The organism is Intrasporangium flavum, assembly GCF_001956915.1.
GTDB classification, from domain to species: Bacteria; Actinomycetota; Actinomycetes; order Actinomycetales; family Dermatophilaceae; genus Monashia; species Monashia flava.
The window spans coordinates 313,199-325,170 of record NZ_MLJO01000010.1 but is presented as its reverse complement, the minus strand read 5'-3'; the positions used below and the strand labels follow the sequence as shown (position 1 = coordinate 325,170).

The window sequence follows — 11,972 nt, the reverse complement described above, 5'->3', positions numbered from 1 at the left end:
ACCCGGCCCTGCGTCGTGCCGACCTGCTGTGCGCGTCGGCGCTCAGGCCGACGGCGTCAGCTCGTGCGGTCCGGTCTTCAGCTTCTCGACGCGGGGGTCGCCCGCGTCGGCGAAGTAGTCGGCCGGGATCGTCTCGTCGTGGCCCTCCGGCGCCTTCGCGGCACGGAGCACCAGCGTCAGCACGGCGGCGACGACGACGTTGATGGCGAATGCCGTGACGGCGATGTAGCCGAGCTGGCCGATGAGCGGCATGTTGGCGACGGACCCGGCGAAGTGCGCGCCGGTCGCCTTGTTCGTCACGTTGTACGCGGCGACCGTGCCGTAGACCATGCCGACGGCCCAGCCGGCGAGCAGCGCCCACCGGTGGAACCAGCGGGTGTAGAGGTAGAACACCAGCGCCGGGAACGTCTGGAGGATCCAGATGCCGCCGAGGAGCTGGAAGTTGATCGCGTTGCTCTTGTCGAGGGCGAGGACGAACACGAGCGCGAACGCCTTGACGACGAGCGAGGTGATCTTGCTGACCTGCGCCTCCTGCTTCTCGGTCGCGTCGGGCTTGAGCCACGCCTTGTAGATGTTGCGGGTGAAGGTGTTGGCCGCGGCGATCGACATGATCGCGGCCGGCACGAGCGCGCCGATGGCGATGGCGGCGAAGGCCACACCGGCGAACCACGCCGGGAACATGTCCTCGAACAGCTGCGGGATGACGAGCTGGCCGTTGACCTTGCCGTCGAGGCCCACGGGCTTGGTGCCCGCCGCGATCGCGACCCAGCCCAGCAGCGCGAGCAGGCCGAGCAGGAACGAGTACGCCGGCAGGATCGAGGCGTTCTTGCGGATCGTGTTGCGGTTCTTTGCCGACAGGCTGGCCGTGACCGAGTGCGGGTACATGAACAGCGCCAGCGCCGATCCGAGGGCCAGCGTCGCGTAGGCCCAGTAGGCCTTGGGGCCCGGGATGAAGACGTTCGGGTTGCCCGTGGCGGGGTTCGTCGTCGTCGTCATCTTCTCCTTGGCCGCGTCGAACACGTGGCCCCAGCCGCCGACCTTCGAGGGCAGGTAGATGACCGCGACGATGATGACGAGGTAGATGAGGATGTCCTTGACGAACGCGATGATCGCCGGCGCACGCAGGCCCGAGGTGTAGGTGTAGAGCGCGAGCACGAGGAAGGCGATGAAGAGCGGCAGGTCGTTGGCCAGCCAGTTGCCGCCGCCGCCGACGCCCGCGACCTCGAGGACGGCCTGGATGCCGACGAGCTGCAGGGCGATGTACGGCATCGTCGCGAGGAAGCCGGTGACCGCGACCGCGAGCGACAGCCCGCGCGAGCCGGACCGGCCCTGGACGAAGTCGGCCGGCGTCACGTAGCCGTGCCGGTGCGAGACCGACCACAGGCGCGACATGAAGACGAAGATGATCGGGTAGAGCACGATCGTGTACGGCACGGCGAAGAAGCCGTTGACCGCGCCGAAGGCCCACATCGCGGCCGGCACGGCCACGAAGGTGTAGGCCGTGTAGAGGTCACCGCCGAGCAGGAACCACGTGATCCACGTGCCGAAGCTCCGGCCGCCGAGGCCCCACTCCTCGAGGCTGTCCATGCTCGCCGGGCGCCGCCACCGCGCCGCCCAGAAGCCGGCACCGGCGACGAGGACGAAGAAGAAGACGAGGACGGCCAGTGCGACGCCGTTGACGCCGGTGTCGGTGGCAGCGGGTGCGAGGGCGCTCATCGGCTTCCGTCCTCTCGGTCTCGCGACGTGTCGTCGTAGGAGTCCTCGTAGGAGTCGCCCTCGGAGCTCATCGGGACGTGCGGACGGGCCTTGAGGACGAGGCGGTAGGCCGTGTACGTCAGGGCGGAACAGAGGATGACCCAGAGGAACTGGTACCAGATGAAGAAGGGGAACCCGCCGAGGCGCGGCTCGTCCTTGGCGTAGGTGCCGACGAGCATCAGGGCTGCGATCGGGATCGCGAGGAGCACCCCGGCGACGGCCAGCAGGCCCTTGTTCGCCGGTGGCGCCGAGTGGCGGTGCGGAGTGGAACTCACGCGAGTGACCTCCGTTGGTCGGGGCCGGGTCGGTCCGGCCGTGCGTGTCGGAACGTACTCCCGCCCATGCCCCGAATGGGGGGGTGTGACACCGGCAGTTGCCGATCGACACCCGATTCGTGACGTCGCCGTCGGCTGGGTGGAACCGCGGTCGGGAGCACGCGCCCGCACGGATAGGCTGCCCCCATGGCTGATTTCGATGTCGTTGTGCTCGGTGCCGGTCCTGGTGGCTACGTCGCGGCGATCCGCGCGTCGCAGCTCGGCAAGAAGGTCGCCGTGGTCGAGAAGCAGTACTGGGGCGGCGTCTGCCTCAACGTCGGCTGCATCCCGAGCAAGGCCCTCCTCAAGAACGCCGAGCTGTCGCACACCCTGACGCACGAGAAGCAGAAGTACGGCATCGAGGGCGACGCCACGATGAGCTTCGGCCCGACGCACGCCCGCAGCCGCAAGGTCTCCGAGGGCATCGTCAAGGGCGTCCACTTCCTCATGAAGAAGAACAAGATCGAGGAGATCGACGGCTGGGGCACGCTGACCTCCGCCACCTCGATGGACGTCGCGCTCAACTCCGGCGAGAAGCGCTCGATCACCTTCGACAACCTCATCCTCGCGACCGGCTCGGTCACCCGGATGATCCCGGGCGTCGAGGTCAGCAAGAACGTCGTCACCTACGAGGAGCAGATCCTCGACCCCGAGCTGCCGGGCTCGATCATCATCGCCGGCTCGGGCGCCATCGGCGTCGAGTTCGCCTACGTCATGAAGAACTTCGGCGTCGACGTCACCATCGTCGAGTTCCTCGACCGCATGGTGCCCACCGAGGACGCCGACGTGTCCAAGGAGCTGCTCAAGCACTACAAGAAGCTTGGCGTCACCGTCCTGCTCGGCACCAAGGTGGAGTCGGTCGAGGACACCGGTTCGGGCGTGCGCGTCACCGTCAGCCCGGCTGCCGGCGGCGAGCAGAAGGTCCTCGAGGCCGACCGCCTCCTGTCGGCCATCGGCTTCGCGCCGCGCACCGAGGGCTACGGCCTCGAGGCCACCGGCGTCGCCCTCACCGACCGCGGCGCGATCGCCGTCGACGAGTTCTGCCGCACCAATGTGCCGAACGTCTACGCCATCGGCGACGTCACGGCCAAGCTCATGCTCGCCCACGTCGCCGAGGCCATGGGCATCGTCGCGGCCGAGACCCTCGCCGGCGTCGAGACGATGGCCATCGACTACCGCTTCATCCCGCGGGCCACGTACTGCCAGCCGCAGATCGGCTCGATGGGCCTGTCCGAGGCGCAGGCCAAGGAGGCCGGCCACGACGTCAAGACGGCGACGTTCCCGTTCTCGGCCAACGGCAAGGCCATGGGCCTGGGCGAGCCGGTCGGCTTCGTCAAGGTCATCGCCGACGCCGAGCACAACGAGATCCTGGGCGCCGCGCTCATCGGCCCCGACGTCACCGAGCTGCTCCCGGTCCTCAACCTCGCGCAGACCTGGGACCTCACGGCCGATGAGGTGTCGCGCACCGTCTTCGCCCACCCGACGCTGGGTGAGGCCGTCAAGGAGGCCGTGCACGGCATCGCCGGCCACATGATCAACTTCTGACGCGTCGCGCCCGAGGCGCACCCGACGCGCGAAGGGCGCCCCACGGCCGAGCCGTGGGGCGCCCTTCGACGTCTGATGCGACCTGTCGATCAGTACCAGTGCTTGCGTCCTCCGATGGCACGACCCGTCGCGCCGAGCACGTACAGGACGGCTCCGACCACCAGCAGGATGATGCCGATCGTCGTGAGGATGCTGATCTTGGCGAGGAGGCCGATGATCAGCAGGATCAGACCGAGAATGATCATGGTGTCGCTTCGCTCCTTAGGAGTGGGTTCCCGAGACAGCTGTTTCGTACCCGGGGACGTCGCGGCATCAACACCCGTCGGGTCACGAAACGGTGACGCGCCCGTCCCGGGCCGGGTGGCCGGCGCCGATTAGTCCGTGCTGGCCTGCGCTGTTACGCTTGGGGACGCCGTATTCCGGCCGCGGAAAGAGAGAGCCCAGGTGGACATGCCCTGGCGCACCGCGCAACGACAAGAGAAGGAGTCGGTCTTCCATGCCCCTGGACGCTGACGTCAAGAAGAAGATCATGGCCGAGTACGCCACCAAGGAGGGCGACACCGGCTCCCCCGAGGTGCAGGTCGCACTGCTCACGCAGCGCATCAAGGACCTCACCGAGCACGCCCGCGCTCACAAGCACGACCACCACAGCCGTCGTGGTCTGCTCCTGCTCGTGGGCCAGCGCAAGCGGATGCTGCGCTACCTCGAGACCACCGACATCGAGCGCTACCGTTCGCTGATCAAGCGACTCGGCCTGCGTCGATGACGATGTGACGAAAGGCGGTCCCCGCGCGTGCGCGGTGACCGCCTTTCGTCGTAGGTGCGGCCGGGTCGGCGTCCCGCCCCCCACCGCACTCGCGGGCCTGCGGGCCCGTGGCACCACCAGAAGGGAAACCGGGCACACAACGACGATGTGCACCGGCTCTTGAGAAAAAGAAAGCGAGGGCCCACATGGAGGGTCCAGACATCACCTTCGCCGAGGCCGTCATCGACAACGGCAGCTTCGGCACCCGCACCGTCCGGTTCGAGACCGGGCGCCTGGCCAGGCAGGCCGGCGGCGCCGTCACGGCCTACCTCGACGACGACACGATGCTCCTGTCGACGACGTCGGCCGGCAAGCAGCCGAAGGACCAGTTCGACTTCTTCCCCCTGACGGTCGACGTCGAGGAGCGGATGTACGCCATCGGCAAGATCCCCGGCAGCTTCTTCCGCCGCGAGGGTCGCCCGTCCACCGAGGCCATCCTCACGTGCCGCCTCATCGACCGGCCGCTGCGCCCGACCTTCAAGAAGGGTCTGCGCAACGAGGTCCAGGTCATCATCTCGGTGTTCTCGCTGAACCCCGACCACCAGTACGACGTGCTCGCCATCAACGCCGCGAGCGCCTCGACGCAGATCTCCGGCCTGCCGTTCTCCGGCCCCATCGGTGGCGTGCGCGTCTCGCTCATCGACGGCCAGTGGGTCGCCTTCCCCAACTTCTCGGACATCGAGCGCTCGACCTTCGACATGGTCGTCGCCGGTCGCGTCGTCGGTGACGACGTCGCGATCATGATGGTCGAGGCCGAGGCCACCGAGTCCACGTGGGACCTCGTCAAGAACGAGGGCAAGCAGGCTCCGACCGAGGAGGTCGTGGCCGAGGGCCTCGAGGCCTCCAAGAAGTTCATCAAGCAGCTGTGCGAGGCCCAGGCCGAGCTCGCCGCCGCGGCCGCCAAGCCGGTCGAGGAGTTCCCGGTCTTCCTCGACTACGAGGACGACGCCTACGCCGCCGTCGAGGCCGCCGTGTCGGCCGACACCGCGCAGGCGCTGACGATCGCCGGCAAGCAGGAGCGCGAGGACCGCCTCGACGAGATCAAGGCCTCCGTCAAGGAGCAGCTCGCCGACCAGTTCGAGGGCCGCGAGAAGGAGATCTCCGCCGCGTTCCGCTCGCTGCAGAAGGCGCTGGTCCGCCAGCGCATCCTGCGCGACGAGGTCCGCATCGACGGCCGAGGCCTCAAGGACATCCGCGCCCTGGGCGCCGAGGTCGAGGTCCTGCCACGCGTGCACGGCTCGGCGATCTTCGAGCGTGGCGAGACCCAGATCATGGGTGTCACGACGCTCAACATGCTCAAGATGGAGCAGCAGCTCGACACGCTGAGCCCCGTCACGCGCAAGCGCTACATGCACAACTACAACTTCCCGCCCTACAGCACCGGTGAGACCGGCCGCGTCGGTTCGCCGAAGCGCCGCGAGATCGGTCACGGCGCCCTGGCCGAGCGTGCGCTCATGCCGGTCCTGCCGACGCGCGAGGAGTTCCCGTACGCGATCCGCCAGGTGTCCGAGGCCCTCGGCTCCAACGGCTCGACGTCGATGGGCTCGGTCTGCGCCTCGACGCTGTCGCTGCTCAACGCCGGTGTGCCGCTGCGCGCCCCGGTCGCCGGCATCGCGATGGGTCTGGTCTCCGACCAGGTCGACGGCGAGACGCGCTACGCCGCCCTCACCGACATCCTCGGTGCGGAGGACGCCTTCGGCGACATGGACTTCAAGGTCGCCGGCACCAAGGAGTTCGTCACGGCCATCCAGCTCGACACGAAGCTCGACGGCATCCCGGCGTCGGTCCTCGCGGGCGCACTGACCCAGGCCCGCGACGCGCGTCTGCACATCCTCGACGTCATGGCCGAGGCCATCGACGTGCCCGACGAGATGAGCCCGTACGCGCCGCGCATCATCACGGTGAAGGTCCCCGTCGACAAGATCGGTGAGGTCATCGGCCCGAAGGGCAAGATGATCAACCAGATCCAGGACGACACGGGCGCCGACATCTCGATCGAGGACGACGGCACGGTGTTCATCGGTGCGGTCGACGGCCCGTCGGCGGAGGCGGCTCGCGCGGCGATCAACGCCATCGCGAACCCGCAGATGCCCGAGGTCGGCGAGCGCTTCCTCGGCACCGTCGTCAAGACGACGACCTTCGGGGCGTTCGTCTCGCTGCTGCCCGGCAAGGACGGCCTGCTGCACATCTCCGAGGTGCGCAAGCTCGTCGGTGGCAAGCGGATCGACAGCGTCGACGACGTCGTCAAGGTGGGCCAGAAGGTCCAGGTCGAGCTCAAGGAGATCGACCCGCGCGGCAAGCTCTCCCTGGCTGCGGTCCTCCCCGAGGACGAGGCCAAGGGCGAGGCTCCGGCCGACGCCGAGGCGACCGAGACGGCCGAGGTCTGACCTCACCCGTCCACGGATCACGAGCGGCCCGTCACCCCTTCCGGGGCGGCGGGCCGCTCGCGTCCCCGGGCGGGCACGGGCGTGAGCCCGACGTCCTCCTAGGCGTCCGCGTCCGCGTCGCTTCCGGCCTCGGGCGCGGCCCGCCGGTAGCGACCGGCGAAGCGGGGGTCCTGCTCCCACCACAGCCCGGACGCGCCGGCGTCCTGCGTCGGGACCGGCCCTCCGGCCCGGCCGGGGCCTGACTGGGTGCCCTCGCCCGCGCGGATCGCCTGCGCCACCCGTGCCGCCTGCGCGGCGTCGGCCTCGGCGTCGGCGACGCGGGCGTCCTGCTCGTCGGTGCGGATCCATTCGAGGAAGACCGCGGCGATGACCGGCAGCCCGACGGCCTCGGCGACGGCGAGGAGTGCCCCGCCGCCGAGCCGCTGGTCCTGGAGCGGGTCCAGGCCGCTGACCCCGCTCGAGAAGCCGGGGTAGCCCGGGGAGAGGATCGTCGTGGCCGTCATGACGACGATGCCCGGCACGGCGTCGAGCAGCCCGTCGACGAAGGCGAGGAAGGTGCGCACCGGGGGCGTCGCCCACGCCGGGAGCAGGTCCTCGCCGAGCAGCGGCACGACGAAGAGCAGCCCGGTGCCGAGCAGCACGACGTCGAGCCCGGCGCCGGCGAGGCGCGAGGTGACCGACCACGTGAAGACCGGCGTCACGAACACGACGAGGAGCGTGCCGGTGGCGAGGCCGGTGCTGACGGCGGGAAAGGTGAGGGCACGCGACACGCGTCCGCGCAGGAACCGCAGCAGCGCGTGCCCGCCGTCGGGGTGGAGGCGGCGCAGCAGCCCGACCGGGTCACCGAGCGCGAGCCCGATCGGGGTCAGCGTCGCGAGCACGCCGACGCGCAGCGCCCCGACCCAGAAGACGTCGGCCCGGTACACCGCGAGCGCGCCGCAGCCCGCGTAGGCGAGCGAGCCGACCCCGACGACGCCGAAGAGGGCCGCGCGCCAGCCCGACGGGCGCAGCCCGGCCCGCGCCGACCGGCGCCCGAGCACGATGTAGGGCAGCGCCGCGAGGAGCACGAGCGCGAGGCCCACGGGGTCCAGGGTCCACGCCGTGAGCAGGTCCGTGGGGGTGAAGGAGCTCACCGGTGCCCCGACGGGCCCGGGTCGGGCGTCATCGCATGTTCCCGGTGTGACCGAGGGAGAACCGCCCCGGCTGCGGCCACACGAGCAGGCCGTGCGGACCGGCCCCGACGGGGATCCGGTGCAGGAGGCGTCCGGTCGTCGTGTCGATGACGTACACCTCGGCGCTGTAGCGCCCGCTCAGCCACAGCCGGCTCCCGTCTGCACTGACGCCGCCCATGTCCGGCGTCGCGTGCCCGGGGAGCTTCCACGTCGCGACCGGGCGGTTCGTCGTGGCGTCGAAGACGGTGATCGAGCCGGCGTCGCGGTTGGAGACGAAGACCCGCGACGCGTCGCGCGAGGGGTAGATGCCGTGCGCACCGAGCCCGGTGTGCACGAACGGGCCGAGGCGGAAGGTGCGCGCGTCGAGGAACCAGACGCCGTTGCGGAGCATGTCGGCGACCATGAACCACCGGCCGTCGGGGGTGAGGCGCACGTCTTGCGGCATCGCGGTGGCGCCCTGCTGCAGGCCGTTCCGCGGTCCGGCCATGCTCCCTGGGCCCATCGGCGGGGTGGCCCCGGGCGTGTGCACGTGGTTGAGGTCGATGACCTTCTCGACGTGCGTGGCCGACGCGTCGACGACGAGCAACCGGCCGCTGAACTCGCAGCTGGCGACGAAGGTGTGCAGGTCGGCGGTGAAGTCGGCGTGGTTGACCCCGGCGCAGGCGGGCACCGGCAGCGACCGGACCAGCCGCATGGTGTGCGCGTCGCGCACGTCGATGGCCCGGAAGCGCGAGGCCATGACGAGGGCGTAGCGCCCGTCGGGGGTGAAGTAGAGGTTGTACGGGTCGCGCACGGCGACCGGCCGGCCGACCGTGCCGGTGCGCGGGTCGATCGGGGTCAGCGCGTTGCCCTTGTCGGAGTTGACCCACAGGCGCGTGAGGTCCCACGACGGCACGACGTGCTCGGGCGAGGCCGGAACGCGCCGGGTCGACACGACGCGGGCGGTGCGCGGGTCGATGACCTGCAGCAGGCCGGCCACCTGGTCGGGCACGTAGACGAGGGAACGGGCGGCGCGGGCCGTCGTCGTGAGGTCGCCGGCGCCGGTGCGCGCGTAGGGCGGGGTCAGCCCGATCCCCGTCGCCGACGCGTCGGCCGGGTGCCCGGTGGGGGAGGTCGTGGTGCCCGCGGTCGGCGTGCTCGTGCCCGCCGGGGTGCCGGACGCCGACGCTCCCGGCGGGGCGGTCGTCACCGGGTCGGTGCCCGGCGTGGTCACCGGAGCCGAGCACGCGGCAACCAGGAGCAGCGCCGTCAGCGCCGTCAGTGCCTTCAGAGCCGTCGGCGCCTTCAGAGCCGTCGGTGCCGGGAGCCGGGCGGGGCCGGCGGGGGAGCGGCGCGTCATGCGAGCAGCTCGCTCAGGGTGACGGCGGCGAGGCCGCGCGAGGCGAGGCCGGACAGCACCGACGGGAGGGCGGCCACCGTGCCCGCGTGCCCCAGGTGCAGCGACACGATGCTGCCGGGGCGGACCGCGGAGAGCGTCCGCGCCGTGACGGCGGCGGCGCCGGGGTCGGCGTAGTCGCGCGGGTCGACGGAGTAGGACACGCAACGGTGGTACCCCGCAGCGCGGGCCGCCGCACGGATCGTGGCGGTCGAGGTGGGGGTGCCCGACGGCCGGAACAGCAGCGGCGAGGAGCCCGCCACCGCGGCCACCGCCTCGGCGCCGCGGGCGACCTCCGTGCGGGCCGTCGCCGCGTCGAGCCGCGGCATGGTGCGGTGCGACCACGTGTGGTTGCCGAGGTCGTGGCCGCCGTCGACGACCGCACGGCCGAGGTCGGGGTTGGCCGACAGCCACGTGCCGACGGCGAAGACCGTGACGCGCGCGTCATGGCGGGCGAGCAGCGCGAGGACGCGACGCGTCAGCTCGGGGTCGCCGGCGCCGTGGAAGGTCAGCGCCACGCGTGGGGCCGCCGGCGACCCGTGGACGACGTCGGGGCCGTCGGTCAGCAGCACGGCCGGTGGGCGTCCGGGCGACGTGGTGGCCGACGTGGTGGCCGACGCGGTGGTGGGCGGGGAGGGTGCGGGCGTCGACCCGGCGGTGGTCGTGGCGGAGTGCCCGGCGCCTGCGGTGGACCGGCCCTCGGTGGTGGCGCCGGCGTCCGTCGTGGCGGGGGAGGAGCAGGCTGCGGCACCCATCGCGAGCGAGCCGGTCAGGCCGGCGAGGAAGACGCGTCGGTCGACGCGGGTGGCGCGGACGGCGTCGGGGGCGGCGTCGGGCGCGTCGGGGCTGGGGTCGCCCTCGGGGTCGGTGCTCACGCGCGGATGCTCGCGCCCGCCGCTGGGTTTTGGCTGACAGGTGCCTGACCGGGCCGTCGGACCGTTCAGAAGATCGCGTCCACGACGTTCCACCCGGTGCTCACCTGGCGCCGCGGGGACCAGCCGCCGGACGCCGTGCGCGGGTAGAGCCAGAGGACGCCGGCGCCGTCGCGGGCGAGGACGTCGCCGACGCGGTCGCCGTCGAAGTCGCCGGGGGAGGCGAGCGCGGTCATGCCGTTCCAGCCGGTTCCCACGAGGACCGGTGCGGCGAAACCGCCTGCCCCGGTGCCGGCGAGCAGCCACAGGCGTCCGGTCGAGGGCTCCCGGGCCATGACGTCGGGGCGCCCGTCGCCGGTGACGTCGCCGACGGGCACGATCCGGTCGTAGCGGTTCCAGCCCGAGGCGACCTGGATGCGCGGCTGCCACGTGGCGTGCCCGGTGCCGGGGTAGACCCAGGCGGTGCCGTCCGAGGCGCGACGGGCGAGCAGGTCGGGCCGGCCGTCGCCGGTGAGGTCGCCGGGGCCGACGATCGCGCTCATGCCGCCCCAGCCGGTGCCGATGCGCAGCCGCGGCAGGGTCCAGCCGCCGCGACCGTCGCCGCGGTAGAGCCAGAGGTCGCCGGTCACCCGCTCGCGGGCGATGACGTCGAGCGTGCCGTTGCCGTCGAGGTCGCCGGCGGTGTCGAGGGCGTCCATGCCGCCCCACCCCGTGCCGATCTGCCGGCCGAGCGACAGGCTGCCGGTGCCCGTCCCGGAGTACAGCTTGAGCACACCGGTCGTCCAGCGGGCCAGCACGTCCGTGCGCCAGTCGCCGTCGACGTCACCCGTCGACGCCGTCAGGGTCGAGGCCGCGACTGGCAGGGCGGTGAAGCCGTACGGCTCGCACGTGCGGTCGAAGTCGGTCGTCGCGTTCCACCACTGGGACAGGTAGACGTGGCCTCCGGAGAAGCTCGGCTGCGTGCACCGGTCCAGCGCCTCGCTCGGGTAGTCGAGCGTCCCCGCGGTCGCCCACACCGGCACACCGGGCAGCAGCCACGAGCCCGTGATCGCCTGCCAGCCGGAGGAGTTCGAGTAGACGCCGTAGGCGTAGCCGCGGTCGCGCAGGCCGCGCATGAGCCCCTCGACGACGTAGCGGTTCTCGACCCGCTGCGCCCACGTGGCCGAGGGCCACGGCTGCGCCGGTCGGGGCTCGACGTCGATCCAGACCACCGGCGGGTGCCAGCCGATGCGCGACAGGGTCGACGCGGCGTAGCCGGCCTCCGCGTAGCCGACGTTGGACAGGCGCCCGGCGCGGGTCGAGGTGGCCCACGGCCCCTGCGACCCGTAGGTCGCCAGCTGGGCCGTGGTCGGGAAGCCGGCCATCGTGTAGGCGTGGGCCGGCTTGGCGTGGTCCCGGACCCACTGCAGCTGGTCGGCGACACAGGGGTTCTCGGTGAACGGCAGCCCGTGGGTCAGGCCGACGACGACGAACTGCGTCGAGGTGGGCGGCATCGGCTGGCCGGCGCCACCGTCGGCGACCGTGCACTGCGGCCAGGAGATGTCGTTGCCGAAGAGCACTGCTGCGCTGGTGGCCGGCGCGGTGACCACCCCGAAGGAGAGAGCGAGGGCCAGGGCGGCGACGACGGCGGCGAGGCGATGGCGTGCACGCCCACGACGAGGGGTGCGGGCCGCGTGGGCGGCGGGTCCGGAGGACCAGGAGGCGGGGTGGGCGCAGTTCGGCATGGCGATCACTTCCTCCTCCCAGT

The 11,972-nt window shown here is 71.7% G+C and carries 10 protein-coding genes; 3 read left to right on the top strand and 7 right to left on the bottom strand.

From position 1 onward, the window contains the following. Positions 1-42: 42 nt before the first annotated feature. On the bottom strand, positions 43-1,716 hold the full coding sequence (gene mctP / locus BIV28_RS09085) for a monocarboxylate uptake permease MctP (protein WP_076261113.1): 1,674 nt from the start codon (positions 1,714-1,716) through the stop codon (positions 43-45). Continuing rightward, positions 1,713-2,030 (bottom strand): DUF3311 domain-containing protein, encoded by a 318-nt coding sequence (locus BIV28_RS09080; protein WP_076261111.1) that lies wholly within the window; start codon positions 2,028-2,030, stop codon positions 1,713-1,715. Before BIV28_RS09080 ends, mctP begins: the two co-directional genes overlap by 4 nt. A gap of 186 nt (positions 2,031-2,216) precedes the next feature. Here BIV28_RS09080 and lpdA point away from each other — a divergent pair, with 186 nt between their 5' ends. Continuing rightward, complete coding sequence (gene lpdA / locus BIV28_RS09075; protein WP_076261110.1) at positions 2,217-3,614, top strand: dihydrolipoyl dehydrogenase; 1,398 nt, start codon at positions 2,217-2,219, stop codon at positions 3,612-3,614. Between the two features lie 89 nt (positions 3,615-3,703). Here the strand turns inward: lpdA and BIV28_RS19990 are convergent, their stop codons facing one another. Further along, positions 3,704-3,859: a DUF6131 family protein gene (locus BIV28_RS19990; RefSeq protein WP_207555864.1), complete on the bottom strand. Its 156-nt coding sequence runs from the start codon at positions 3,857-3,859 to the stop codon at positions 3,704-3,706. Between the two features lie 251 nt (positions 3,860-4,110). Here BIV28_RS19990 and rpsO point away from each other — a divergent pair, with 251 nt between their 5' ends. Together rpsO and BIV28_RS09065 are read left to right on the top strand one after the other, a co-directional pair. After that, positions 4,111-4,380: a 30S ribosomal protein S15 gene (rpsO, locus tag BIV28_RS09070; protein ID WP_076261108.1), complete on the top strand. Its 270-nt coding sequence runs from the start codon at positions 4,111-4,113 to the stop codon at positions 4,378-4,380. Between the two features lie 185 nt (positions 4,381-4,565). Next, positions 4,566-6,806, top strand: coding sequence for a polyribonucleotide nucleotidyltransferase (locus BIV28_RS09065; RefSeq protein WP_076261106.1), 2,241 nt, complete (start codon positions 4,566-4,568; stop codon positions 6,804-6,806). 98 nt (positions 6,807-6,904) lie between these two features. Here BIV28_RS09065 and BIV28_RS09060 read toward each other — a convergent pair whose 3' ends face one another. The 4 genes from BIV28_RS09060 to BIV28_RS09045 form a co-directional block, all read right to left on the bottom strand. After that, a complete protein-coding gene (locus tag BIV28_RS09060) occupies positions 6,905-7,939 on the bottom strand; it encodes a cytochrome c oxidase assembly protein (RefSeq protein ID WP_076261105.1) in 1,035 nt (344 codons plus the stop codon). Positions 7,940-7,967: 28 nt separating this feature from the next. Then, positions 7,968-9,317 carry a YncE family protein gene (locus BIV28_RS09055; RefSeq protein WP_076261103.1) on the bottom strand — a complete coding sequence of 450 codons (1,350 nt, stop codon included), beginning with the start codon at positions 9,315-9,317 and terminating at the stop codon, positions 7,968-7,970. Beyond that, positions 9,314-10,228: a polysaccharide deacetylase family protein gene (locus BIV28_RS20245; protein ID WP_242652859.1), complete on the bottom strand. Its 915-nt coding sequence runs from the start codon at positions 10,226-10,228 to the stop codon at positions 9,314-9,316. The genes BIV28_RS09055 and BIV28_RS20245 overlap by 4 nt, the downstream gene beginning before the upstream one ends. 65 nt (positions 10,229-10,293) lie before the next feature. Beyond that, positions 10,294-11,949 (bottom strand): FG-GAP-like repeat-containing protein, encoded by a 1,656-nt coding sequence (locus BIV28_RS09045; protein WP_083707185.1) that lies wholly within the window; start codon positions 11,947-11,949, stop codon positions 10,294-10,296. Positions 11,950-11,972: the final 23 nt, after the last annotated feature.